At 44.6% G+C, this 24,160-nt stretch carries 22 protein-coding genes; 9 read left to right on the forward strand and 13 right to left on the reverse strand.

Annotation, left to right across the window (positions count from 1 at the left end):
• Window positions 1–6: 6 nt before the first annotated feature.
• Window positions 7–1,515, forward strand: a complete 1,509-nt coding sequence (locus tag QWZ07_RS07375) for a CoA-acylating methylmalonate-semialdehyde dehydrogenase (RefSeq protein ID WP_192852970.1) — start codon at window positions 7–9, stop codon at window positions 1,513–1,515.
• Between the two features lie 262 nt (window positions 1,516–1,777).
• On the opposite strand, the gene QWZ07_RS07380 is transcribed toward QWZ07_RS07375, so the two are convergent.
• The 3 genes from QWZ07_RS07380 to QWZ07_RS07390 form a co-directional block, all read right to left on the reverse strand.
• Window positions 1,778–2,509, reverse strand: coding sequence for a 3-oxoacid CoA-transferase subunit B (locus QWZ07_RS07380; RefSeq protein WP_192852971.1), 732 nt, complete (start codon window positions 2,507–2,509; stop codon window positions 1,778–1,780).
• Window positions 2,509–3,165: a CoA transferase subunit A gene (locus tag QWZ07_RS07385; RefSeq protein WP_192852972.1), complete on the reverse strand. Its 657-nt coding sequence runs from the start codon at window positions 3,163–3,165 to the stop codon at window positions 2,509–2,511. The genes QWZ07_RS07380 and QWZ07_RS07385 overlap by 1 nt, the downstream gene beginning before the upstream one ends.
• A gap of 135 nt (window positions 3,166–3,300) precedes the next feature.
• On the reverse strand, window positions 3,301–4,509 hold the full coding sequence (locus tag QWZ07_RS07390; protein ID WP_017111587.1) for an acetyl-CoA C-acetyltransferase: 1,209 nt from the start codon (window positions 4,507–4,509) through the stop codon (window positions 3,301–3,303).
• 250 nt (window positions 4,510–4,759) lie between these two features.
• Here QWZ07_RS07390 and QWZ07_RS07395 point away from each other — a divergent pair, with 250 nt between their 5' ends.
• The gene (locus QWZ07_RS07395) at window positions 4,760–5,650 is read left to right on the forward strand and encodes a TIM barrel protein (protein WP_017111588.1); all 891 of its coding nucleotides are present in this window, start codon (window positions 4,760–4,762) and stop codon (window positions 5,648–5,650) included.
• 52 nt (window positions 5,651–5,702) lie between these two features.
• On the forward strand, window positions 5,703–6,452 hold the full coding sequence (locus QWZ07_RS07400) for a sulfite exporter TauE/SafE family protein (RefSeq protein ID WP_192852973.1): 750 nt from the start codon (window positions 5,703–5,705) through the stop codon (window positions 6,450–6,452).
• Between the two features lie 85 nt (window positions 6,453–6,537).
• On the opposite strand, the gene QWZ07_RS07405 is transcribed toward QWZ07_RS07400, so the two are convergent.
• Window positions 6,538–7,872 carry an MATE family efflux transporter gene (locus tag QWZ07_RS07405; RefSeq protein WP_192852974.1) on the reverse strand — a complete coding sequence of 445 codons (1,335 nt, stop codon included), beginning with the start codon at window positions 7,870–7,872 and terminating at the stop codon, window positions 6,538–6,540.
• A 321-nt stretch (window positions 7,873–8,193) separates the two neighbouring features.
• Here QWZ07_RS07405 and QWZ07_RS07410 point away from each other — a divergent pair, with 321 nt between their 5' ends.
• Window positions 8,194–9,309 (forward strand): hypothetical protein, encoded by a 1,116-nt coding sequence (locus tag QWZ07_RS07410; protein WP_065105295.1) that lies wholly within the window; start codon window positions 8,194–8,196, stop codon window positions 9,307–9,309.
• A 62-nt stretch (window positions 9,310–9,371) separates the two neighbouring features.
• Here QWZ07_RS07410 and QWZ07_RS07415 read toward each other — a convergent pair whose 3' ends face one another.
• Complete coding sequence (locus QWZ07_RS07415) at window positions 9,372–10,355, reverse strand: helix-turn-helix domain-containing protein (protein WP_192852975.1); 984 nt, start codon at window positions 10,353–10,355, stop codon at window positions 9,372–9,374.
• A 94-nt stretch (window positions 10,356–10,449) separates the two neighbouring features.
• Here QWZ07_RS07415 and QWZ07_RS07420 point away from each other — a divergent pair, with 94 nt between their 5' ends.
• On the forward strand, window positions 10,450–11,820 hold the full coding sequence (locus QWZ07_RS07420) for a serine hydrolase domain-containing protein (protein WP_192852976.1): 1,371 nt from the start codon (window positions 10,450–10,452) through the stop codon (window positions 11,818–11,820).
• 66 nt (window positions 11,821–11,886) lie between these two features.
• A complete protein-coding gene (locus QWZ07_RS07425) occupies window positions 11,887–12,672 on the forward strand; it encodes a hypothetical protein (protein WP_192852977.1) in 786 nt (261 codons plus the stop codon).
• 105 nt (window positions 12,673–12,777) lie between these two features.
• Here the strand turns inward: QWZ07_RS07425 and ppsA are convergent, their stop codons facing one another.
• A complete protein-coding gene (gene ppsA / locus QWZ07_RS07430; RefSeq protein WP_017101760.1) occupies window positions 12,778–15,150 on the reverse strand; it encodes a phosphoenolpyruvate synthase in 2,373 nt (790 codons plus the stop codon).
• Window positions 15,151–15,328: 178 nt separating this feature from the next.
• Here ppsA and ppsR point away from each other — a divergent pair, with 178 nt between their 5' ends.
• Window positions 15,329–16,162, forward strand: a complete 834-nt coding sequence (ppsR, locus tag QWZ07_RS07435; RefSeq protein WP_009846294.1) for a posphoenolpyruvate synthetase regulatory kinase/phosphorylase PpsR — start codon at window positions 15,329–15,331, stop codon at window positions 16,160–16,162.
• 75 nt (window positions 16,163–16,237) lie between these two features.
• Here ppsR and QWZ07_RS07440 read toward each other — a convergent pair whose 3' ends face one another.
• From QWZ07_RS07440 to QWZ07_RS07455, 4 genes are all read right to left on the reverse strand, one after another.
• Window positions 16,238–17,467 (reverse strand): ferredoxin reductase family protein, encoded by a 1,230-nt coding sequence (locus QWZ07_RS07440; RefSeq protein ID WP_192852978.1) that lies wholly within the window; start codon window positions 17,465–17,467, stop codon window positions 16,238–16,240.
• Window positions 17,468–17,643: 176 nt separating this feature from the next.
• A complete protein-coding gene (gene grxB, locus QWZ07_RS07445; protein WP_192852979.1) occupies window positions 17,644–18,276 on the reverse strand; it encodes a glutaredoxin 2 in 633 nt (210 codons plus the stop codon).
• A 344-nt stretch (window positions 18,277–18,620) separates the two neighbouring features.
• Window positions 18,621–18,779: a hypothetical protein gene (locus tag QWZ07_RS07450; protein WP_017111595.1), complete on the reverse strand. Its 159-nt coding sequence runs from the start codon at window positions 18,777–18,779 to the stop codon at window positions 18,621–18,623.
• 164 nt (window positions 18,780–18,943) lie between these two features.
• Window positions 18,944–19,924, reverse strand: coding sequence for a Gfo/Idh/MocA family protein (locus tag QWZ07_RS07455; RefSeq protein ID WP_192852980.1), 981 nt, complete (start codon window positions 19,922–19,924; stop codon window positions 18,944–18,946).
• Between the two features lie 209 nt (window positions 19,925–20,133).
• Here QWZ07_RS07455 and QWZ07_RS07460 point away from each other — a divergent pair, with 209 nt between their 5' ends.
• The gene (locus QWZ07_RS07460; RefSeq protein WP_029223624.1) at window positions 20,134–20,616 is read left to right on the forward strand and encodes a GNAT family N-acetyltransferase; all 483 of its coding nucleotides are present in this window, start codon (window positions 20,134–20,136) and stop codon (window positions 20,614–20,616) included.
• A gap of 2 nt (window positions 20,617–20,618) precedes the next feature.
• Entirely contained in the window at window positions 20,619–21,461 is an 843-nt protein-coding gene (locus QWZ07_RS07465) for a L,D-transpeptidase family protein (RefSeq protein ID WP_192852981.1), read from the forward strand.
• 87 nt (window positions 21,462–21,548) lie between these two features.
• Here QWZ07_RS07465 and QWZ07_RS07470 read toward each other — a convergent pair whose 3' ends face one another.
• The 3 genes from QWZ07_RS07470 to QWZ07_RS07480 all read right to left on the reverse strand — a co-directional run bounded on the left by QWZ07_RS07470 (window position 21,549) and on the right by QWZ07_RS07480 (window position 23,988).
• The gene (locus QWZ07_RS07470; RefSeq protein WP_102353695.1) at window positions 21,549–22,286 is read right to left on the reverse strand and encodes a sulfite exporter TauE/SafE family protein; all 738 of its coding nucleotides are present in this window, start codon (window positions 22,284–22,286) and stop codon (window positions 21,549–21,551) included.
• A gap of 160 nt (window positions 22,287–22,446) precedes the next feature.
• Window positions 22,447–23,166 carry a glycerophosphodiester phosphodiesterase family protein gene (locus QWZ07_RS07475; protein ID WP_192852982.1) on the reverse strand — a complete coding sequence of 240 codons (720 nt, stop codon included), beginning with the start codon at window positions 23,164–23,166 and terminating at the stop codon, window positions 22,447–22,449.
• A gap of 219 nt (window positions 23,167–23,385) precedes the next feature.
• Window positions 23,386–23,988, reverse strand: coding sequence for a 2OG-Fe(II) oxygenase (locus QWZ07_RS07480; protein ID WP_102326794.1), 603 nt, complete (start codon window positions 23,986–23,988; stop codon window positions 23,386–23,388).
• Window positions 23,989–24,160: the final 172 nt, after the last annotated feature.

The following is a 24,160-nucleotide window of genomic DNA, read 5'->3' on the forward strand; positions in this document are numbered from 1 at the left end:
TCAGTTATGAAAACTGTATTTAATTTTATCAATGGTGAAATAAGCGAATATCAAACGGAACGTGTCGCTCCGACTTTCGACCCCGCAACAGGCCAACAAACAAAGCAAGTTGCTTTAAGTAATAAAGAACAAACTGCACAAGCGATCGAATCTGCTCAACAGGCCCATCTGGGCTGGGCCAAAACATCACCATTGAAACGAGCCCGTGTGCTATTTGCATTTAAAGCCTTAGTGGAGGCTAATCTTGACCGTTTAGCGCGCCTGATCTCCAGTGAGCACGGGAAAGTCTATTCAGATGCAATAGGGGAGTTAGCTCGAGGGCTAGAAGTGGTTGAGTTTGCTTGTGGTATCCCACACCTACAAAAGGGGGAGCACTCTTCGAATGTTGGTACTGGCATAGATAGTCATTCATTAATGCAACCATTGGGCGTATGCGTTGGCATCACTCCATTTAATTTTCCTGCAATGGTTCCTATGTGGATGTTCCCTGTAGCACTGGCTACGGGTAATACATTTGTCTTGAAACCTTCTGAAAAAGATCCTTCACTGGCGCTCGAACTGGCGTTGTTACTTAAAGAAGCAGGGTTACCAAATGGTGTCTTCAATGTGGTGAATGGCGATAAACAAGCGGTGGATGTATTGCTTACCGATGAACGTGTACAAGCGGTAAGCTTTGTTGGTTCTACACCGATTGCCGAGTACATCTATACGACGGCTTCTGCTCATGGTAAGCGTTGCCAAGCATTAGGTGGTGCAAAAAATCACTGCTTAGTGATGCCTGATGCCGAGCTAGATATGACGTCTCAAGCAATCATGGGAGCCGCTTACGGTGCTGCGGGTGAACGCTGTATGGCACTATCTGTAGTGGTTGCTGTCGGGGATGAAACAGCCGACCGTTTAACCGATAAATTACAAACGCAGATACAGTCCATGCGAGTTGGCCCTGGGATCGTGGAAGGACAAGAAAACGATATGGGCCCTGTTATTTCAGCGGCTCATAAACAAAAAATCTGTGACTATATTTCAGAGGGAGAGTTGCAAGGTGCTGCACTTCTGGTTGATGGACGCTCGTTTGAAGTTGAAGGCCACAAAGATGGGTATTTTGTAGGGCCGACTTTGTTTGACCATGTTTCTCCTGAGATGACAATTTATAAAGAGGAAATCTTTGGTCCAGTGTTGGTGATTGTGCGAGTGCCTAATTACGCAACGGGTTTAGACCTCATTAATCGACACGAGTATGGCAATGGTACGGCTATTTTTACTCGAGATGGAGAGGCTGCGCGTCAGTTTCAAGAAGATGTATTGGCTGGGATGGTAGGTATCAATGTTCCTCTTCCTGTACCAATGGCATTTCACAGTTTTGGTGGGTGGAAGCGTTCGATATTTGGGCCTTTAAATATGCACGGTAATGATGGGGTTCGTTTTTATACAAGAATGAAAACTGTCACGAGTCGCTGGCCTGCCAGCGTGCGATTGGAAGAGCATACTAGCAGCTTTAACTTTCCGACGATGTAATCGGAGCTATTGTTTTAGGTAGTTTTACAACAAGCAGTAGCCATTTAGGTTACTGCTTTTTTGTACTAAAAGAGGAAGATACGCGGTTCCTGCATTAGATGATGCGTTTAATTAATCGAAAGGGTCGGTGCTTTTTAATCGGCAACCTTGGTGCAGCCGTTAACACAATAAAAAAGCCCATGCTGTTACAGCATGGGCGAATATGACGTGGAGCAGCCATAACAAATAAAAACGCAGTAACACGATTTACTATTTAGAAAACTTAATGCTTTGGAAGTGGCATAATGTTGAGAGGTGTCGGGATTATCAAGGTTGCTTCTGTTGCTTGTTGCACTTCTTCTGGTGTGTAGCCTGGAGCTATCTCCGTTAATATCATTTGGGAGTCATGAATGGATATCACCCCCATCTCTGTGATGACCATGTCGACTTGATTCAGTGCGGTTAATGGCAGAGAGCAGGTTTTAAGAAGCTTGTGTTTACCTTTCGCTGTATGCTCCATTGAGACGATGACTTTTTTCGCGCCTATGACTAGATCCATAGCGCCTCCCATACCTGGAACCATTTTCCCAGGGATAATCCAGTTAGCAAGATTACCTTGCTCATCGACTTGCAGTGCTCCGAGAACCGTTACGTCGACATGACCACCGCGAATAATGGTGAAGGAATCGGCGCTGTTAAAATAGCTTGCGCCTTTGGTTGCGGTAATCGGTTGTCCGCCGGCATTGACTAAATCGGCGTCCGTATTACTGTCGTCAGCAATCGCATCAATACCGAGTAACCCATTTTCAGATTGCAGTATGAGCTCGACTTCTGAGTCAATTTCATTTGCAACCAAAGAGGGCATGCCGATCCCCAAATTCACGACGTCGCCATCATGCAGTTCTTGAGCTACTCTCCAAGCAATATTTCGACGTATAACTGCCTTATCGGTAATCTTGCTCGCCAAAGGCGTATTGCCATAAGTAGGTTGAGGTTTACAGATAATATCCGTCATTATTTCGCTTCCTTTTGATAGACGTAATCTACAAATAGACCAGGGGTATGAACCGACTCTGGTTCGATGTCTCCAAGTGGAACAATTGTTTCAGCTTCAACAATCACGAGGTCGGCAGCGGTCGCCATTAATGGATTGAAGTTTTGAGTGGTTTTTTTGTAAAACACATTCCCTTTGGTATCGACAACTGAACCGCGTATAAAAGCAAGGTCAGCGCGAAGAGGTTTTTCTAACAAATAGTCTTTCTCATCAATGGTAATCACTTGTTTACCCTCTGCCACCAAAGTGCCAAGGCCTGTTGGGGTAAGAATGCCACCAAGTCCAGCCCCTCCTGCACGAATACGCTCGGCTAATGTGCCTTGTGGAACCAGTTCAACATCTAGCTCTTGATTATTCATCTGGTTTCCCGTTTCTGGGTTGGTACCAATGTGCGAGGCGTAGAGTTTTTTTACGAGTTTTGCGGCAATCAGTCGACCGGAACCTGTGACTTGAGTTCCTGTATCGGTCGAAATTAGTGTGATGTTTTTGATGTTGTGTTCAAGCAGTAGGTCGATAAGGCCCTCAGGGGCACCATTTGCCATAAAACCGCCAATCATGATGGTCATCCCATCATGCAATTTTTCTGCAATCTCGTTGGCTGTGATTTTCTTTCTCATAATTTGCCCTTATACAGAGTTGGCTTATCGCCTTGTCTAACTTAATTTTTGGTATGACTGCTGATGATAATTTTTACGCAGTCATGTTAGTCGTTGTTTACTTGGTCGTTTTCTACTTTGTCGTTTAGTACTTGGTTACGAACAACGTTTGATGATCACGGCAGTACCCATGCCTCCACCAATACATAAAGATGCTAAGCCATAGTCTTGCTGTTTTCGCTCTAGTTGATACGTCAAGCTAACAAGAATACGGATACCGGATGCTCCAAGTGGATGACCTAAAGCAATAGCACCACCATTATGGTTTGTGCGATCTAAGATCCAACGTTGCTCAACATTGTGTTGTTCAGCGAGCTGCTTTGTTACGCCGATAGCTTGAGCTGCAAAGGCTTCATTAAGCTCAAAATACTCGATGTCTTGCAGTGAGAGGTCAGATTTTTCTAGTGCATTCGCGATAGCTGGAACAGGTCCTAACCCCATAATTTCCGGAGACAAACCAGCTTGAGCGTAACTAATGATTTCAGCCATTGGTTTTAGTTGATACCGTTCCACAGCTGATTTTGATGCCAAGATGATCGCGGCTGCACCATCGTTAATACCCGAGGCATTTCCAGCGGTAACAGTGCCATCTTTTTTAAAAGCTGGACGTAAACGGGCAAGGCTTTCTGATGTGCTATCGGCTTTTGGGTACTCATCAAATTCGACGGTATATTGCTTGCGACGTAACGATACTTCTATTGGTTCTATTTCACTTCTAAAGCCGTGGGTCTCCAGTGCACTTGCCGCGCTTAACTGACTTTTGAGTGCAAACGCATCTTGTTCTTCACGCGAAATAGACAGTGATTCTGCAATGTTTTCTGCGGTGATTCCCATGTGATATTGATTAAACGCATCGGTTAAACCATCGGTAATGATGCTGTCTTCTAACGAAATATTTCCCATGCGAACGCCACTTCTAACTTTATGCGTTTGTACAAATGGGGCTTGAGACATGCTCTCCATTCCACAGGCAACTACTATCTCAGCATCTCCCGCTTTGATATGACTTGCCGCATCCATGACCGTTTTCATTCCACTTCCACAGATCATATTGAGTGTGTATGCCGGGACCGTTTCTGGAACCCCTGCCTGAATAGCGGCTTGGCGCCCCGGTCCCATGCCAATACCAGCACTGAGCACATTACCGACTATAACTTCATCAATAAGAGTCGGGTCGATATGACATTGACTGATTGCACCTTTAATCGCTGCAGCGCCGAGCGTGGGCGCAGAAACTGAAGATAGTGCGCCGTTGAAGCTGCCGATTGGTGTGCGTTTCGCTGCAACAATGTAGATAGGTTCCATCGTAATATCCTGTATCAAGGTAAAGCTGAATTAACAGTTCAATGAGGCGCTGTGAGTTCGTAAATACACAAAACGCAGCGTGCAGTTATTTTCTGTTGATGAATTCATTCTAAAGGCACTGATAAAGAGGTGTTATAGCCATTGGTAGAAACGCGGTTTGCATAAATGCAAGATGAAGCTGCAAGTAATTGGCGTATATTACTTGAGCGTTATTGCTGCGTATTAACGCCGAATTGAATGGAGAATAGTCATGAATAGCTTAATTGCATGCGCACCTTGTTGTTGGGGCGTGGAATCTGCCACTAACATCCACAATCCATCATGGAATACCGTAATCTTGGAAAGCAAAGCTGCTGGATATCAAGGTATAGAGCTAGGCCCGTTTGGCTACATGCCTCTAGAAGGAGAGTTTGTTAACACGGCGACCAAAGAGAATGGTTTGGTGATTTGTGCAGGGACACTTTTTGAGCCACTTTCCTCCTTAGAACATAAAGAAGATATATTGAGCCGAACACATGATTTATGTTCGATGCTTCAGCGTATCGGCAGCAAAAAATTGGTTGTGATCGATTGTGTTAATGATGCGCGAAGTGCATGCGCTGGATTGAGTGATGAAGCTCCAAGATTAGATAACCAGCTTTGGGACACAATGATGCAAACGATTCGTGATATTGCTGTCATCGCGAAACACTATGGAATTCGTCCTGTCGTTCATCCCCATGCGGGAGGCTATATAGAATATCGCGATGAGATTGATCGAATGTTGGCAGATTTGACGAGTGAAGAGGTCGGGCTCTGTTTGGATACGGGTCATCTGTATTACGCTGGAATGGATCCAGCGGGCAGCTTAATCGCATACGCATCTCGCTTAGAATATGTTCATTTTAAAGATATCAACCATGCAATTTTTTCTGGTGTCATTAAAGCAAAGGTTGGTTTTTGGAAGGCTTGTGCACAAGGTGTAATGTGTCCGATCGGTGAAGGCGTTATCAATTATGCTGAAGTACAGTTGGCTTTAAATCAAATCGGTTATTCAGACTGGATTACCATTGAGCAAGAGCGTGATCCTAGAAATTCTGATGGTACTTTAATCGATATTAAACGCAGTCGACTCTTTTTGAATCAAAAAGGGTTTGGTTGATGGTAAGAAATGGCGTTGCTAAAAAAACCTTTGCAAACAAATGGTACCGCTTATGCTTATTGTGACTGAACCTTGGTTTTATGTTACTGCAATCCCTGCTGTTTTGATCTATGGAATTGGAAAAGGGGGCTTAGGTGGTGCATTAGGTATTATCGCGGTACCTCTTATGGCTATGACCATCGCACCTACTCAAGCTGCTGCTATCTTACTACCAATATTGTGTGTAATGGATGTGTTTGCGGTGAAACATCATTATCGCAATGCTGATTACTCCGTAATTAAAAACATGCTTCCGGGGGCGGTTGTTGGAGTTGTATTAGCAGGGTTGTTTTTGAGTATCACACCAGAATCAGGCCTGAAGTTACTCATTGGTATTCTCTCCCTACTATTTTGCGGTCAGTATTTGTTATTAGGTATGGAAGAACAAAAAGCTGGTGGAAAAATAAGTGCGTGGTTTTGGAGTACGTTAAGTGGATTTTCTAGCACTGCGATTCACGCGGGTGGCGGGCCAGCCAGCATTTATATGTTGCCATTGAAACTAGACAAAGTTGTTTTGGTAGCGACGATGGCCGTATTGTTTGGTTTAGTCAATTTAGCCAAACTGGTTCCTTACGCTGCCTTAGGTGAGTTTGACACGATGAATGTGATGACAGCCTTGATTCTGATGCCTCTCGCTCCTGTTGGCGTTGAGCTCGGAGTGTGGTTATTACACCGTGTAAATCAAATATGGGTGTATCGATTGTGCTACCTGTTTCTCTTTATCTCTGGAGTGAAATTGACCATTGATGGGTTGAATATTTGATGGTCTAGAGTGTTACTGAGAACCCGACTTATGAAAAAAGCAGCCCAAGTGGCTGCTTTTTTGTATTTAATAACTTTCTCGCTAGTTAATTGGCAAGCTTAGCCTCAACTTGCCCCAGTGCGCGTTGGTACATAAACCATGCACAGGTTCCGGCAAGCACATTACCTACCATTGCGCCCCAGAATATGCCTTCAATACCTGCAAGCTGCGAACCTACCCACAAGCAAGGCAAGAAGAAGGCGAACAGGCGCAGCGCTGAAATCGTCAAGGCGGTGTAAGATTTGCCCAATGCGTTAGAGACAGAAACCATTAGCATACAGATTCCCAGTGGCCCTAAGCTGATAGGCACGATCAGTAGGTGATAGTTTAAAATCGTTGAGACTTCGCTTTCACTGGTCATTAGGTTTGCTAGTCCGCCAGAGAATAACCAAGTCACCAGTGCAATCACCAACTGGAAACCCAATACGAACATCACCGCAATCTTAACGAGCTTACGTATGTTTTCGAGGTTGTTCTCTCCCAACATGCGACCAATCATTGGAGGCATCGACATCGTTAATGCCAGTACAGCGACAATCGAGAAGAATTCAAAACGTGAACCCAGCGCCCAAGCTGCAACGGCAGCAGTGCCATAGCCAGCAAGCAGCTTAGTGGCGAACATGGATGAAACAGGTGGCAGCAGCTGACTGATCATCGCAGGCCCCATAATGTTACCAATGGAGCGAACACTCTTACCAATGTCGAGATCGTGCCAGTCGAACGTCATCCAATGCTTCTTAGTCACCTTAGGAGCAACGAAAAATATACCCGCACCGAACGCTAAGATGGTCGCAATGGCGGCTCCATTGATACCCATGTCGAGCGTAAAGATGAAAATCGGGTCCAATATCAAGTTGATGATACTGGTCGCGATCATCATTGAACCGGGTAGCATGGTATTACCATTGGCACGACACACACTGTAGAAGAAGTAGAGCAGCGCACCTGTCCAAGAGCTGACTAGCCAATAGATCCAATAAGAATCAATGATTGGCAATACCGTCGGTGGCGCATCCAACAACTGTAAAATTGGCCCACGCAATAGGTAGATGATGACGGAGAAAAGCGCAACACTCACGCTGCCCATCGCAATCACTAATCCACCTAGTTGCTTGGCGTAGCGCGTTTCATTCGCGCCAATGGCTCTAGCGATTACCGCGGTTGTCGCGATACCTAACCCGACCTGAATACCAATGATGATCATCTGTATTGGAAGCGTGAAACCTTGAACAGCGAGCGGCAGCACGCCCAGTTGGCCAATAAAAGCACTGTCTACAAGCTGGAAGCTCATTAGGGAAAGCACCCCAAACAGCATTGGCCATGTCATTGTATAGAGTTGTCGGCCAAGAGAAGGCGAGGGAGTTGCGGTAGTAGAATTCATAACGCTCTTATCGGTCTTGAAGTTAGGTTTGTATTAGTGACAAACCTCTCAATGAAGAATTGCGTAAAGGATAACGTAAGGTCAGCCCGATACCAATAACTGTTAACAGATCTCGGCATATTCCCTAACTTTGAGTTCAGAGTAGTTGTTGCACTCTGTCCTGTGGCTTTATGGAAGTACCTCTCAAACCTTATTTATTTTATAGGGTTATCGTTGTTGGCTAATGTAATTATCAAATCCATAAACTAATATCGTCAAAGGGAAAGGAATTGCGAGTCAGCAAGCACCGTTTTAACTGCATATTGGAGAGGGAACCTAAATATGCCGACGACAGAAGAAATTCAGATCAGCCAAGAACAGGTTAGAAAGAACAAGGCGAAGGTACTCGCTAAGATAAACCAACAAGGCATCATGTCTCAGGGCTTTCGTTTGGTTAACGTCAAAGATTACCAACAGAAGTTGCAAGCATTGAAACAAAAGGTCGAAAATTTCGATTACATGAATGCCGCTAACAAGCAGCAAGATCAGGTCATTCTCGACATCATGACTCAGAAAGAAAAGATTCATAACTATCTGGATGAATCATCAAGTCAGAAGTTGGCGAATAGCAATCTAGATTTTGGTTCTCGAAATCAGGTCGCGAATGCCACGCTAAAGAAAAAGCAGCTGTTCATGATGTTTATGGAGACGGTCGAGGCTCAAGAGGCGCTTAGAGAGTTCGCTGTGCAAGTCGCTTCAGTGTGTAACGGAACGCTCAAACAGCCTCCCGGTGCTTATTTGGGCGTAAAAGATTTTCATGGTGCGTTGGATAAAATCACCAATCGAAAACGTCATTATGATATTGGCGACCTTAAAGATGCAGCCCGCATGACCATCGTGTTTGAGAGTATGGACGATATGATCGTGGCCAAAGCGATGATCATTTTGACTAAAGAGTTTGTCGAGCTGAAACACCATCAATCTGCGATGAAAGATCGCTATGGCACCAGCCAAGGCGACAACGCCAAATTCAACTGTGGCGCAACAGACGCTGGCTACAAAGACATTAAGTTCTTCTTAAAAATGGCTAATGGACATATTGGTGAATTGCAGCTCAATACCAAGAACATGATGGTGGCGAAAAAGAACGGTCACATCATTTATGACATCCTCCGAGACGGAGGCAATCTTGATAAGGCATTTACCATTACCAATACCGAAGTACTTGCCAAGATAAGCCGTAACATGAGTGAAAAGTGGTTCACCTTTATGAATACTCGTGTTCCTAAAGCGAGAGATGATTTGCAGGCAGTTCAACAGCTAGTCGATCGCTTGAGAGCTAATCTAGGAAGAGGGCAAAACTCGCTCCAAGTCAGCTTAGAAGAGATAACCATACTGTCTCGTGTCAGCCTCTATATTTACGAGCAGGGTGATAACGCGAGAGCTTTATTAGAGTAGTGAACTGATATCAACATCTTCGATTAAGTCCGGTTATTTGACCGGACTTTTTATTTTGATAACTACCTTTTTGTTTCTTTGCTCGTATTTCGATAACTTGGCGCTGTAGTGCCAGTCCAACCCTTAAAGGCGCGGTTAAAGTTACTCAAATCACTGTAACCCACTTGCCAGCTGATCTCTTGCACTGAAAGATCGGTCTCATCGAGTAACTGCTTGGCTTTACTCTTCCTAACTTGTTCTTTGGCCTGCTTAAAGAGGATCCCGTTACTCTTCAGATTTCGTTGCAGCGTTCGCTTTGTCATGCCGAGCATGGTAGCGAACCATTCAATATTGAACCAAGGCAAGGTCGAGTAAGTGCTTATGAGTACCTCAACAGCTTGATGCCAATCTTGGGTTGTGTCTTGTTCGGAGATTGCGCGATAGTCACCCGGCAAGGGAATGGCGATCGCGCCATATTGTTGCTCAAACTGAATATCAGAATTGAAGAAGTGTTTGGGTAACTTACGCTCACGGTTGTTTGCCGAGATTAGCTTAGCGTGTGATGGTTGCCATGTGCTTTCTATGAATTTACGACACAAGCTAATTACGGTCAGTGTGCGAAACCACTCAGATTGCTCAAAACCCGATGTCGATGGGTGATAGCAGCTGCGATGACATAGCCACCACATTCCATCGCGTTTTTCTGTCCACATGGTGACGTGATTGCTCAAGGTTGATATCTCAACAGTTAAACAACGGATTGCTTGCTCAAGTGATGTGCATTGGTCGATCTTTCGACTTAGCTCTGGCGACAGTTGTTCTAGAGATGCTTTTCGTCCAACCTCAATCCCAATTGAATAACCAAATTTACGCTCCAAGCTATGAATAAAGCGAACCAAATCCTGAGTAGGAAGCCACTGGTTAGAGTGTGTCAGCTCAATTGGCAACCCACATTCGATGGCCACCGAACGCCAGTCTAAAGAACGTGTTTGGCAATATTGAATATACGGTGCAATGTTACTGGTAGAGCTGAGCAGTATGTTGGTGGTGTTCGATGATGCTTTCATAGTTCTATGAGTCTGCCTTTAAATGTCACCAAATGACCTAATTAAGTGTAGCGCAACTTCATATACTTCTTCCAACCCAAATGAGGAGAAGAACATGAAACTTAAACCCCTTGCTCTAATTATTTCATCACTCACGATTTCATCACTTACCATTTCATCGATGGCTTTTGCAGAAAACCCAGTAGAGGCTGCACTTCAAGTAGAAGGCGCTCAGGTAACACTGACCGTGAAAGATGCTCAACAATCTTTTACTCCCTCGTTTGTTGCTTCAGCGCGAGAAAACTTCAATAACTTCCATTGGCAAATGGGTGGTGACCACAGCGTTTACTACAACCTGCATATGAGTGAGTTTATGCCAACGGCTTTTGCTGCACCGAATGAGGACTACAAGCCACTGGTTAAAAACCTTGATCCACGCCTTACGAAGTTGAAGGTTGAGACGGAAAGCAAGGGTGAAATGACAATGGCAGCGTACCTTGCTGATGAACAATTTAGAACTCAAGGCTTTATGCTGATTCATAAAGGCGAGATTGTTTACGAAGCGTATCCAGGCATGAGCCCGACAGACAGTCATGTATGGGCTTCAACGGCCAAAACTACCGTCGGTACAGTTGTGGCAATGCTGGTCGAAGAGGGCAAAGTCGACCCAGAGAAAGGCATTACTCACTATGTTCCAGAACTCAAAGGAACCAACTGGGAAGGCATTACTGTGCATCAGGTGCTCAATATGTCTACGGCGTTAGATAACGAAGAGACGCTTAAATCGATCCTGAACCCAGACTCTGACGTTGTACGTTTCTTTGCTGCATCATTTAACTCGCCAAGAGCCAAAACCGGTGAAATGGAAACATGGATGAATGTGGCTAAAGGCGCTCAGAAGCTAGATGGCGAGAAAGCGGGCGACCATTTCCGTTATGCCTCTATCAACACTATGGTACTAACCAAAATGGTTGAGAACATCGAAAACAAAACATGGACTCAAGTGTTTGAAGATCGTGTTTGGTCGAAAGTACACGCTCGCCAATCGATGGAATTTAACTTAACGCCTGATGGCATGGCGATCGCCGTTGGTTTGGTGTCTACAACAGTCGAAGACATGGCCCGCTGGGGTACTCTGTTTACGCCAAGCTGGAAAGCGGTAGCTGATGAACCTGTTATCTCTCAAGCCGTGATTGATCGTATTCGCAATGGCGGCGATCCAAAAGCCTTTGTCGGCACGAGCAAGGAGAGCAGTTCATTGCATGCATACAATGAAAAAGCGGATTACAACGCATATCAATTCGACTTCATCTTCAATGACGGTGCAATGTCGAAAAGTGGCAACCTTGGTCAATTCATTTACATCGACCCAGAGCGTGATTTTGTTGGCGTGATGTTCTCAAACAACCCTTACCACTCTGGTTTTGGTGAAAACAAAGGCCCTGCGTTGATGCGTTCAGCTGCAAAATTACTTGCTGATAAATAACAGCCCGTTTGAGACAGAAGGACTTTCTTGCTTCAAGGAAGAAGCAAACTACTTTCGAGAGATACAATGAAAAAGTTTGCCCTTATTATTCCATTGAGCTTGGGTTTGTCGATCCCTGTGCATGCCGAATCAGAACGTGTTATCGATCCTGCAGACGTAACCAAGGTGTACACACAATCCGCACTGATGTTCAGCGGTAGCTCCGATATTCAATTTCAGGGACAGGTTTCTGGTGGGATGGACAATGGTCAGCAGTTTGCGTTGCTCGCAGAGGCGACCTTTGTTGATGATAATGATGTGACACAACGTGACCCAAATAAATTTGGTTCGGATTACAGTAACTCCCGACTCCAGTATTTTCATGTTTTTGAGCCGGGGCTAGAGGTGACTCCAAAAATTGGCGTGTCGCTAGATTATATTAATACTCGCACCAACATTAAAAATGATTTGCTCTCGGTCGGTGGTGTTGTTGCCATCAATCCGGCTTACACAGCAGGATTCCTAGTCTTTCCAAGAGCTGGGCTGATGACAGGAAGCATGGAAATATCAGGTGTCAGCTCGTCTAAAGACGACTTAACGGGATATTCACTTGGGCTTATCACGGCAAAACACTTAGGTAATTCTGGCGCTTATGTTTCTTTGGTTCCTGAGTGGCAAGATTTATCTGGTAGCGATATCAACATGCAAAACTTCTCATTGAAAACATCTTTGAATGTACCAATGAACAGTGCGCGTACTTGGTGGTTGAATACTCGTTACGACATCACCAAAGGCGATATCGATGTGAACGGTTTGTCTATACCAAGTGAGTGGCAGACCGAAGCTTGGGTAGGCGTTAGATACTACTTCTAAAGTGTTCGATGTCTCGTCCTAAAATGCAGTAAATAAAAAGCCAGTCGCAGTGACTGGCTTTGTAGTATTTACTTTTTTGTTAAATCGACTTTTGGGCGCTAAGCGTTACTTGTTCGCAACGTTACCAAGCTTCAACCACGTGTCGATAACCGTATCTGGGTTTAGTGAAACAGAGCTGATGCCTTGCTCCATTAACCACTCCGCTAGGTCGTCATGGTCAGATGGGCCTTGACCACAAATACCCACGTACTTACCCGCTTTAGCTGCTGCATCGATGGCCATTTTCAGCATCGCTTTCACCGCTGGGTTACGCTCATCGAATAAGTGAGCAACGTCACCTGAATCTCGGTCTAGGCCAAGTGTCAGCTGTGTCATGTCGTTTGAACCGATAGAGAAGCCATCGAAGTACTTCAAGAATTCCTCAGCCAAAATCGCATTCGATGGAAGCTCACACATCATGATGACTTTCAGACCTTGGTCACCGCGACGTAGGTTAAACTTAGCCAGAATGTCGATAACCGATGCCGCTTCACTTGGAGTGCGCACGAATGGGATCATGATTTCAACGTTCTTCAGTCCCATCTCGTTACGAACACGTTTTAGCGCTTGAGTTTCAAGCTCGAAACAGTCTTCAAATACTGGAGAGATGTAACGAGATGCGCCACGGAAGCCCAGCATTGGGTTCTCTTCATGTGGTTCAAACGTTTTACCGCCAACAAGGTTGCTGTACTCGTTCGACTTGAAGTCAGACATACGTACGATCACACGCTTAGGCCAGAATGCAGACGCGATAGTCGCGATGCCTTCCGTTAGCTTGCTTACGTAGAAATCGATAGGATCTTTGTAGCCACGAATGCGCTGGTTGATTTCTGCTTTGATCTCATCCGTTTGCTCATCGAAGTTCAACAGAGCTTTAGGGTGAATACCGATCATCTTGTTGATGATGAATTCAAGACGAGCAAGGCCAACACCTTCGTTCGGGATTTGAGCGAAGTCGAAGGCACGATCTGGGTTACCCACGTTCATCATTACTTTGGTTGGCAGCATTGGTAGCTCATCAACCTCAGAACGTTTGATCTCAAAGTCGAGTTCGCCATTGTAAACGTAGCCTGTTTCGCCTTCTGAACATGACACTGTTACGGTGTCGCCGTCATTCAGGCTGCTTGTTGCAGTACCACAACCAACAATGGCAGGAATGCCTAGCTCACGAGCAATGATTGCTGCGTGACAAGTACGGCCACCACGGTTAGTCACAATCGCAGAGGCTTTCTTCATCACAGGTTCCCAGTCCGGGTCTGTCATGTCAGTTACCAGCACGTCGCCTTCTTGAACCAGTGACATTTGGTCTAGAGAATCAACCAAGCGAACAGGGCCTGAACCGATACGTTGACCGATAGCACGGCCTTCAACTAAGACATCTGCCTTGTTGTTTAGCTCGTAACGCTCGATAACGTTTTGGTCGCTTTGAGAACATACTGTTTCAGGACGAGCTTGAACGATGTAAAGCTTGCCGTCGATGCCATCTTTTGCCCACTCAATATCCATCGGACGTTGGTAGTGCTTCTCGATGATCATCGCTTGTTTTGCTAATTCTTTGATCTCTTCATCGTTCAATGAGAACTCGTTACGCTCTTGAGTATCTGTGTCGATGATATCAACTTGCTTGCCGATCTCTTGGTTGGTTGAGTAGATCATCTTGATCAACTTAGAACCAAACGTCTTTTTAACAACTGGGTAGTGGCCTGCTTCTAGCATTGGCTTATGAACGTAGAACTCATCTGGGTTCACCGCGCCTTGCACGACCATTTCACCTAGGCCCCAAGAAGAGGTGATGAATACCACTTGGTCGAAGCCTGATTCAGTATCAAGAGTGAACATTACACCTGAAGAAGCTTTGTCTGATCGAACCATGCGCTGGATGCCCGCAGACAGTGAAATGCCACGGTGATCAAAGCCTTGGTGTACTCGGTAAGAGATAGCGCGATCGTTAAACAGTGAAGCGAACACGTGTTTCGTTGCTTCGATAACCGCATCGATACCTTTCACGTTAAGGAAGGTTTCTTGTTGGCCTGCAAAAGAAGCATCTGGAAGGTCTTCAGCTGTTGCCGATGAGCGAACCGCAACAGACAATTCTTCGTTGCCTTCAATCAGTTCGCGGTAGTTATCACGGATATCTTGCTCTAGTGATTCTGGGAAGGGTGCGTCTAGAACCCATTGTCGAATCGTTGCACCTGTCTTACGCAGTGCGTCAACGTCTTCAACATCAAGTTCATCAAGGAGTTGGTGAATACGCTCATCAAGACCTTTGTAGTCAAGAAAGTTATTAAACGCATAAGATGTGGTAGCAAAACCATTAGGTACTGATACGCCAGCGTTAGCTAGGTTAGAAACCATCTCGCCAAGTGAAGCATTCTTACCGCCGACTTTGTCGACATCTTCCATGGAAAGGCCATTGAACCATAGGGTGTTATTTTGCATTTATTTCTCCAGAAACATAGCAAGCATTGTAGGGATTTAAAGGCAAACGATTACGTATCAGTTTAAAAAAATGTAAATTATTTTCTAAAGCTGTGGGGGACGTAATAGTCAGCAGGGTTTCGTTATATATATTATGGTTCCCATCCTACTCAAAATAATTTTAAACATTAAATAAAAAATGCAAATTGATATCCAAAGTCGTGATGTATTCTATGTTTCTGATGGAACGGCCATAACATGTGAGACTTTAGGGCATGTTGTTCTAGGTCAATTCCCATTCGAAGCTAATGAAAAAACCTTCCCGTTTGTCGAAAGTGAAGACAAACTTTCTGATTTATTGAAAGAGATCGAGATTTCATATCGAGCAACAGGCCATGAACCTTTGGTCTTTTTCTCGATTGTGATTCCGGAGATAAAACTCAAGCTGTTAGATGCGCCTGCGCATTGTTATGACGTGTTAGAGAGTATCGTGCAGAAAGTGCAAGATGATACGAAAATGGCGCCTAAGCCGAAGCTGCAGCGTTCTCGTAGCGTCAATAAAGACTCGGACAAATACTTCGACCGTATTGCTGCTATCGAATACACGTTAGCGCACGACGACGGCATTACTTTAAAAGGCTTGGAAGAGGCAGACATTATCTTGTTGGGAGTCTCTCGCAGCGGTAAAACGCCAACGAGCTTGTACATGGCAATGCAGTTTGGTTTGCGCGTCGCAAACTATCCGTTTATCCATGATGATATTGCTCGCTTAAGGTTGCTACCGGAATTTGAGATATATCGTCATAAGCTGTTTGGTTTGACGATTGATGCGGAAAGGCTGACCGAGATCCGTGAAAATCGATTAGCAGGCAGTGAGTACGCAAGTGACTCTCAATGTTTGTATGAGCTGCAAACGGTAGAAGGTTTGTTCAGACGTGAAGCCATTCCATACATCAATACCTCGTCACTGTCTGTTGAAGAGATTTCGACACGAATCTTGGAACGTACAGGGTTGCGACGCCGCTTGCTTTGATTCTAACTGCCGAGAAGTACTCGTTGTTGGTTTACCACTTGTGACCAACAACGATCCTTGTTGCTTGGCGTCTTATCATCTCATAACAAAGTTTTCATTGTGCCAATGACTAGGCTTTAATCCTTTACTTACCAGTTGCTTTTTTAATGAGCTGAGCATTGGAGTCGGCCCACAACCGAACACTTGATACATCGACAGTGGCAAAGATAGTTTCTCACTAATACCATCAGCAGACAGGCGATCTTGTTCACTATCTTGTATGTGTAATTGAATGTTCTTAGTTCCAATTATCTCCGTCACCTTTTGAACCATTAGGCGGTAAAACTTTCCTCGGCCAACAAAAAATAGGTGAATCTCTTGCTCCGGAGTAGCCGTTGCCTTTATCCAAGAAATAAAAGGTGTGATGCCTATACCTCCGGCTAACCATACTTGTGGCTGACTTGCCTTCTTTTTACGTATGAGTTGTCCATAACCACCATCAACGGTTACCTTTTGGCCTACGACTAGTTGCGTTTGTAGCGCCTGAGTATGCTTGCCTAAGTTTCTAATAATAAAGCTCAATTGTTGCTCACTGGGATGAGACGTAATAGTAAAAGGATGGAAGTGGGATACTTTATCCAAATTAAAGTCGAGGTAAGCAAATTGTCCTACTTGGTAATCAATTGTTTTGGATTCAGCTTCGAGGGTAATCTCAACAGCGTTGTCTATCGGTTTAATATCGCTAACCGTGTAAGCGCAGAAATATCGCTTCTTAAAGATGATCTTGTAGACCCAACTTACAATGCCGATAGCGGAAACCATTAGCAGAGTGATACCAGTTACGCTGGTCAGGCTAAACGGCACGTCTGAGAAGAAAGTATGATAAACCGAGATGATAAAAATCGGCCCCATTAGCATGTGGGTGTAATACCAAATTCGGTATGGGATCTGACGGACCATGCTAATAGCTCCTAATAAAATGAGGCCATACATCGCCCACTGTCCCACTTCTTCTCCAAAATCAGCAAAGGTTGGATCTATACCATTACCTGCGGGGCCAGGAACCAATAACCAGTGGAAGCTAGCACCAAGTACACCTGAAATGCCTAGCCACTTGTGCCAAACATAAGCCTTATCTATCCCACCAATCAGGCGGTCTAGCCATTTAGTTCGACAGCTAATGAGCATTGCCATCGCCATACTTAACATTGAGATTGCGGCAAAAAATGCAGGGACTTTTCGTGCTAGTTCGAGCTCAACAGGCAATATGAACCAGATAGATAGTGATACGAATAGGATTAGTAGTGTGGTTTTTAATGTGCTCATACAAGGCTCTAACAATACAGGAATACATATATCGTACGGGTGTCAGTATGAATGAATTGTGAATGGTATTGTTGGAATTGATTAAGATAGAAAATAGAACGAAATAGAAGCTAAAAGCTGGTCACAGCTCCTAGCTTCTTTTAGGAAAAGCGTTTTAGCGAAATTGAGGTGGCTTTCTAACGAAGTAAAGACAGCTTTAGCGTTTCACTTTGCTTCTCTAACCAACGTTCAAGCGCTGGTGGCCATGTGATGCTTGGTTCAACACAGAAACCGCGCAACATCGAGAAGTACACCGCTTGGTCAATAAGCGGCAGTGCCGACTCACCATTTTCTAGGTTCAGTAGAAGATCGGCATCTTTCAATAGCGGATTAATCTGTTCAACGAACTGCGGCGTTTGCTCAATCAGTTTGTCGAAGTTGAGTTCTTCGGTTTCTTTGGCTGCGCGCCATGCTGCTTTACTGGCTTCTGATTGGTATTCAGCAAGGTCCAGTTTCCACCAACGCGGCAGACCAATGCGTTGGCTTAGCGGGAATGCGCGGCTTTGGAACAGAGTAACTTGTTCTGATGGCACACGTTGTTCATCACTTGATTTCAAGTCCATGAAGTAAGCAATGATATCCAAGCTTTCCGCCATGATAGAACCGTCGTCTTTCTGTAAGACGGGCACCATCTTTTTACCGATCAAATCGATAAGGGTTTGGGCGTCATCATAATCCACAGAAACAAGCTCGATGTTCAAGCCTAGAGATTGAGCAATGTAGGCCACTCTTGCACAGAAGGGGCAGTGGTCGTAAATGTAAAGCTTCATAGCTTCCCTTAGTTCAGGTCATTATAAATATAAGTTAATGCTAATGTATCAGAAAGTATTGCGAACATTAAGCGTCGATAACGTTAAGTATCAATAAATCCTAAGATTCAAAATAGTGAGCATCAACCGACAATAAGCACTTGGTATTAATACTATTTTATTAATTCTATTGTCTGTTGGATTCGGCTTTACTGCAATGAGTAAACTAATGGGAAGGTTGTTGGGAAATAGCAGGTACAAAAAAGGCTCTGGCAATCCCCTCTAATGCAGAAGAGTGAGATCAGCCAAAGCCTGTATTCTGTTACCTTTAGCAGATGGTCTACTAAAAGAGCAAAGTGGTTAAACTATGCTTTTTTAAGATCTTGCACTGGGTAAGTAAGCGTCATTGCGCCTTCTACAGTTGTAACGTGAACGTAGCCGCCACCAGCGCTTAGGCCAGTCACTACCATTTCACCAAGTTCAACACCTTTTGTTGCTACAACGCGATCATCAACTGAAAACACTTTACACACCTTCAATAAATTAAATAAGTACGATAGATATCGAACGCGGATTTAAACAGATGACTCTCTAATCAACTAATCCAGTTGTTTGTCGTAAAGATTAAATTTGGTTATGTATAAATGACTATTTCTTAGTTATCAGACCATTAGCGTATTTGTGGTGCCTATTTGTCTGCAGGGTAAACGACACCAACTTGCTGACGCATCTCTGTAATTAGCTTGCAAACGGTTAAAGCGCGCTGTGTTGTTTGAGCCTTGGTTGCTTGATCGCCATGAATACAATCGGCAAAGGCTTGCGCTTCATAACTCATTGAGTTCTCACTTTGATGTTGCGTGAGGTTTTCTATCGAGCCATCACGATAGCGGATCTTAACATCCGTACATTCAGCGATGTGATCGATAATGATCGCCCCTTGTTCACCTTGGATCTCACTAGGCGCATAGGAATCACTGACCTTAGAGTGCGCGAGAGTGGCATCGAACTCAGGGTACTGGAAGATCGCACAGCCATGAGCATCCACGCCAGAATCAAGCAATTTAGCAGAAGCGTGAGCTGCTTGAGGCTTGCCAAACAGTGCCACGGAAGCGGCGACACAATAAAAACCAATGTCTACCATTGAGCCGTTAGAGAAGGCAGGGTTGAACGTATTTGGATTTTCACCGTTGAGGTACTTTTGGTAGCGTGATGAATACTGGCAGTAGTTGATGTGTGCTTTATGTACTTTACCAATCTTTTCTAACCCAAGTTGGATTTGCTTAAAGTTCGGTAGAAACTGGGATTTGTACGCTTCAAATAACACCACGCCGTTTTGTTCTGCGACTTCAAACATTCGAGTGGCTTCATCAATATTTGACGCGACAGGCTTTTCACAAATCACATGCTTGCCGTGCTTCATCATCAAGATCGATTGCTCACAGTGCATTGAGTTTGGAGATGCGATGTAAACCGCTGTTATTGTACTGTCACCTGCTAATGCATCGAGTGAGTCATAAGTCGTTTCAACGTCAAATTCTTGGGCGAACTGTGCCGCGCTATCTAAGTTTCGTGAATAAACCGCAGCAAGTTGCATCGATTGAGTTTCATGGGCAGCTTGAACAAACTTTTGTGTAATCCAATTGGTTCCAATTACAGCAAACTTAATCATATAGGTATCCAGTCGTTAGTGTATTGATTCTGCAGAGATAGTAGCATTCAAAGGTCGCCAATGTGCCTTAGATTTGCGGAACAATTCCCGTTTAAATACAGCCTAATATCCATTTTTGCCGTCAAAAACATACCTGAGTTGGCTAGGACAACGGTGCACAAGTAAGTCATTTTTGCTAAGGTATTATGGAATTCAAACAAGGTGATGATATGCAAATCCGTACCGCAAAGGTAACTGACATCCGCTCTATTTTAGCGCTTTCTGAGCAGATAAACCGTCAACATCATCTTGGTGCACCTATGGTGTTTGCACCACCGTCACGAAGCCTTGGCGACAGCGAAGAGTATTGGTTAGGGTTGATGATAGACCCGCTCGGTTCTTTCTTTGTTGCGGTTCAAGACGAACAGGTCGTTGGCTTTCTTGCCGGCAAAGTGACGCAGAACAAAGGGGTGAGCTTTATTCAGCCGCATAAAGTCGCGCGTGTGAATACGATTGTGGTCAACGATCAGATTCAAAGCCAAGGTGTCGGCAAGGCGTTGATGAAGTCATTCAACCAATGGTCGCAGGCCAGAGGAGCGATAGAGCTTCGTTTGGAAGTGATGGAGTTTAACCAGCAAGCTCAGAGTTTCTATGAATCGTTGGGAATGGAAACTCAGTCGCGAACCATGTCTATGAGCTTAGAGGGGATTTAGGAGTGCGGTTGTTTTTACCTTTATCACTGTACTTACTCTTTGCTAGTTCTCTGGTTTATTCAGCGACTTCCTTTGCTACTGATACGCCGCAATATGTAAAGCCGCTCGCAACACAGAAGTCACAAGCGCAGAAGCTTGTAGTAGATAAAATAGTTTCTGATGCAACGGCGATAGAAACCATCGTGTTTGAGTCAGCACCTTCTCACGCTCAAGCTCTCTCAACGTCTCCTACGAGCGCGAACTCAAACAATGTGATTGTTGTGGATGACGTTCTTGAAAGTGGCTCTGACGACAATTCTAACGACAATAAGAATAAGGTTGCTCAGCTTTCTCAAGGTTCATCGAAGCGCCCACCTCAAAGCTCATCTCAACAGTTTTACAACGTACCTAATATTGCTTCAGAGATAGACCCGCTACTTCAAGTAGTCACTTTGGTTAAGGTCGATAAATCAAAGCGTCGAATGTACTTGTTTAAAGACGATGAGGTCGTACAAGAGTTTCGGATAGCCTTGGGTAAGCAGCCCAAAGGGCATAAGCGATTTGAAGGGGATAATCGAACCCCAGAAGGGCAATACAAGCTCGATTATATTATGGAAGAGTCTGATTTTTATCGTTCAGTACACATCAATTACCCACAATCCGCCGACAGAGAGTGGGCGGAAAAACACGATCTGAGTCCGGGAGGAAATATCAAAATCCACGGCATCAAAAATGGTGAGCGCCGTTCGCCAAGTTTTATTCAAAGTTTTGATTGGACGGATGGTTGTATTGCTTTAACCAATCAAGATATGGATGCGTTTATTGAACTAGTTAAAATGGGCACTCCTATCCATATCGAATGGTAGCCCCCAGATTTTTTACTCGTTCAGTTTAGATTTTCACTTACCCAGATTATGTTGCACTTACCGAGTTTAGGTGTTCACTTACCCAATTTAGACGAGTACTCGCCCTGCACTGAATATGGCTATCACCATCAGCAGGGCAATAGTGACTGGCTTGAATTTCTCTCCGCCAAATCTCTCGAACAATTTAGACCCGACATAGCCACCAAACATGCTGCTTGGCAAAAGTACAATCGTAAGCCAAACCACATCACGGTCGACTAATCCTGCTATCGATGCCGAGACAAACGCACTGGAATCAGCCAATACAAAGAACGCGATAAGACCGGCTCTGGCAATGTGAGGTTCGACTGGGCTTGCTAATGCATGTGTGCCAACTGGAGGCCCAGACATTGAAGCCGCGCCATTCATTACTCCAGCAAGGCTGCCGAGAATATAAGGCGCAAATCTAGGTTCACTTCGGTATTGAAAGCCTTTGTAGATCATAAGTGCAGACGCAAAGATAAAAGCGCTGATGATCAAGATGATCGTGTCTTGGCTAACCGATTTGAGTAAGAGTAAGCCGACTGGAGTGAAGGCCAAACAAGGAATAAACACCTTTGAAACCCAGCGCCAGTTAACGTGCTTTCGAACCTTAGGTAGCAATTGAATATTGCCGAGTAGGTCGATCAACATGAAAACAGGAACCAGTTCGATAACAGGGACGAATAGCGCGCTTAATGGCAATGCCACTAAGGTGAAACCGAAACCTGAGAAGCCACGAACAATAGCGGCGAAAATGAAGATTGCACCCAAAATTGGGTAAGTTGGACTAAAAATGAGATCCATAAATTAAGTAACCAATGAAGCTGTCTGAATAGAGCGAGCTAATGAAACCAAGTGAGTAGCGGAATGTACTCCTACTCACTTGTGTTTGCTACCTAATTTTCAGGTTTATTGGGGTTAATTTTAATGTCTCTTGAGGCGTGCTTTTTCGGTATTCGCTCGGTCAATTTATAGAGCTAAATTGATTCGGAAAATCAGTGAATACAGCGTCTACTTTTGAGAGGAATTCGAAGTGAGACGGATCATTGACGGTGTAGCACCATGTTTGAATATTCGCTTCTTTTAACGTGTCGAGATCGTTCTGATCGACATGTTCATAGTTCATGTGACAACTGAACGCTTTTACCTCATTGATAAGCATTAGATCGGCTTGGGTCAGTTGCTCTGTGATCACGCCAACTCGGTATCTCGGTAAATGGTGAGCCATTTCAGCAACGACTTGGTGACTGAAGCTTGAAAGTAAGATCCTGTCGGTATCCAGCGTTGAGCGGATCAGTTCAGAGTGCAGAAGATCGACGACATGAGGCGCTTGGTGTTTGCTATCGACTTTAATTTCCAGATTAACACTCAGGTCATGGGCTTCAACCAAGCTCAACAACTCAGTGAGAGTCAGTATTTTTTCGCCAGTGAACTGTTCTGATTTCCAGCTACCAAAATCTAACAGGCGCAGCTCTGCCAAGGTGTGTTCATCAACACGGCCTTTACCATCACTACAACGTTCTAGTGTGTGATCGTGACAAACGACAAGTTGGTCGTCGAGAGTCACTTGAATATCGACTTCGACCCACTTCAAGCCAAGGTTAGCGGCTTGCTCAATGCTTACTTTGGTGTTTTCTGGGTGAGTACCCGCCACACCACGATGACCTACGATGATAGACGACATAATTAATCCTTCTTTAAGACGCATCGTAAACATTTATTAAATATCAGTTTTCTCTATTACGCCAGAGCAATCGTGAAGCCAAATAGCCGTGTTGTGACCCTGCTAATGAAAGCGGTCGATTAGACTTGTCACCTCTAGTGATTCTCATCTACGAAAAAGCCTCTCGATGGAGAGGCTTTCGATGACATAGGTTCTGGATAATATAGAGATTGGACTGGCTTAGTGTGCGATGTCCAGTTGGTTGTCTTTCACGCCATTAATACGGAACCAACCCGCGATACTGAATCGCTCTGTGTTTGTCGGCAGTACCTCGTGTGGGAACTGTTCAGACAAGAATACCAACAGTCGCCCACCCTTTGGCGGAATGGTCGCGATGTGGTTGTCTTTTAGATCGTAAACCACGAGCTCCCCTGCATCTTCCTCAGACCATTCGTCATTCATGTAGAACACGGTGGTTAGGCGGCGGTTTTCGTTGCCTTTGAAGCAGTCTAAGTGCTTCTGGTAGAAGTCGCCTTCTTCGTATTTCGCAAAGTGCGCTTCGTATTCGAACAGACCTAAAAAGAACGCTTGGTTTGCTTCTAAACGAATTTGTTCCATTTTGTCTAGAAACAGAGATGCTGGTTCGCCCATATCACGGCGCACCCACTGAATTTTGTCACTACGAATCGTAGCTTCTCGTGCTACATCATCGTTACGGCCGATCCTAGCCTTTTTCCAGTTCTCTGGAATGCAATCCCTCAATGCCACTACTTCTTCGTGAGTTAAGAAGTCATCCCAAACAAAGTAACCTTGGGTAGAAAGAGCATCGATTAATTGGTTCATGTATAGCACTCAGACAATAAATTAGAGGCGCATATATAGTCCGAATAACTCAGGTCAACAAATCACATGTTTTGTCGTCACGATAAATGGTGCTGAGCGCTTAAAGCGTAAGGCTTGTTGAGCAAGGTTTTCGGTAATGTGAGCATTCAATAATGCTGAAAAATATCGGATG

This window comes from Vibrio lentus, assembly GCF_030409755.1.
Taxonomy (GTDB): domain Bacteria; phylum Pseudomonadota; class Gammaproteobacteria; order Enterobacterales; family Vibrionaceae; genus Vibrio; species Vibrio lentus.

What these genes read in the sequence shown, in the direction of transcription:
- QWZ07_RS07470 (WP_102353695.1), bottom strand. Translation starts at nt 22,286, where the DNA reads ATGGATCTCATTTTTAGTCCAACTTACCCAATTTTGGGTGCAATCTTC.
- QWZ07_RS07480 (WP_102326794.1), bottom strand. Translation starts at nt 23,988, where the DNA reads ATGAACCAATTAATCGATGCTCTTTCTACCCAAGGTTACTTTGTTTGG.
- QWZ07_RS07460 (WP_029223624.1), top strand. Translation starts at nt 20,134, where the DNA reads ATGCAAATCCGTACCGCAAAGGTAACTGACATCCGCTCTATTTTAGCG.
- QWZ07_RS07420 (WP_192852976.1), top strand. Translation starts at nt 10,450, where the DNA reads ATGAAACTTAAACCCCTTGCTCTAATTATTTCATCACTCACGATTTCA.
- QWZ07_RS07475 (WP_192852982.1), bottom strand. Translation starts at nt 23,166, where the DNA reads ATGTCGTCTATCATCGTAGGTCATCGTGGTGTGGCGGGTACTCACCCA.
- QWZ07_RS07440 (WP_192852978.1), bottom strand. Translation starts at nt 17,467, where the DNA reads ATGAGCACATTAAAAACCACACTACTAATCCTATTCGTATCACTATCT.
- QWZ07_RS07455 (WP_192852980.1), bottom strand. Translation starts at nt 19,924, where the DNA reads ATGATTAAGTTTGCTGTAATTGGAACCAATTGGATTACACAAAAGTTT.
- QWZ07_RS07375 (WP_192852970.1), top strand. Translation starts at nt 7, where the DNA reads ATGAAAACTGTATTTAATTTTATCAATGGTGAAATAAGCGAATATCAA.
- QWZ07_RS07405 (WP_192852974.1), bottom strand. Translation starts at nt 7,872, where the DNA reads ATGAATTCTACTACCGCAACTCCCTCGCCTTCTCTTGGCCGACAACTC.
- QWZ07_RS07410 (WP_065105295.1), top strand. Translation starts at nt 8,194, where the DNA reads ATGCCGACGACAGAAGAAATTCAGATCAGCCAAGAACAGGTTAGAAAG.
- QWZ07_RS07425 (WP_192852977.1), top strand. Translation starts at nt 11,887, where the DNA reads ATGAAAAAGTTTGCCCTTATTATTCCATTGAGCTTGGGTTTGTCGATC.
- QWZ07_RS07380 (WP_192852971.1), bottom strand. Translation starts at nt 2,509, where the DNA reads ATGACGGATATTATCTGTAAACCTCAACCTACTTATGGCAATACGCCT.
- QWZ07_RS07395 (WP_017111588.1), top strand. Translation starts at nt 4,760, where the DNA reads ATGAATAGCTTAATTGCATGCGCACCTTGTTGTTGGGGCGTGGAATCT.
- QWZ07_RS07415 (WP_192852975.1), bottom strand. Translation starts at nt 10,355, where the DNA reads ATGAAAGCATCATCGAACACCACCAACATACTGCTCAGCTCTACCAGT.
- QWZ07_RS07400 (WP_192852973.1), top strand. Translation starts at nt 5,703, where the DNA reads ATGCTTATTGTGACTGAACCTTGGTTTTATGTTACTGCAATCCCTGCT.
- QWZ07_RS07390 (WP_017111587.1), bottom strand. Translation starts at nt 4,509, where the DNA reads ATGGAACCTATCTACATTGTTGCAGCGAAACGCACACCAATCGGCAGC.
- grxB (WP_192852979.1), bottom strand. Translation starts at nt 18,276, where the DNA reads ATGAAGCTTTACATTTACGACCACTGCCCCTTCTGTGCAAGAGTGGCC.
- ppsR (WP_009846294.1), top strand. Translation starts at nt 15,329, where the DNA reads ATGCAAATTGATATCCAAAGTCGTGATGTATTCTATGTTTCTGATGGA.
- ppsA (WP_017101760.1), bottom strand. Translation starts at nt 15,150, where the DNA reads ATGCAAAATAACACCCTATGGTTCAATGGCCTTTCCATGGAAGATGTC.
- QWZ07_RS07385 (WP_192852972.1), bottom strand. Translation starts at nt 3,165, where the DNA reads ATGAGAAAGAAAATCACAGCCAACGAGATTGCAGAAAAATTGCATGAT.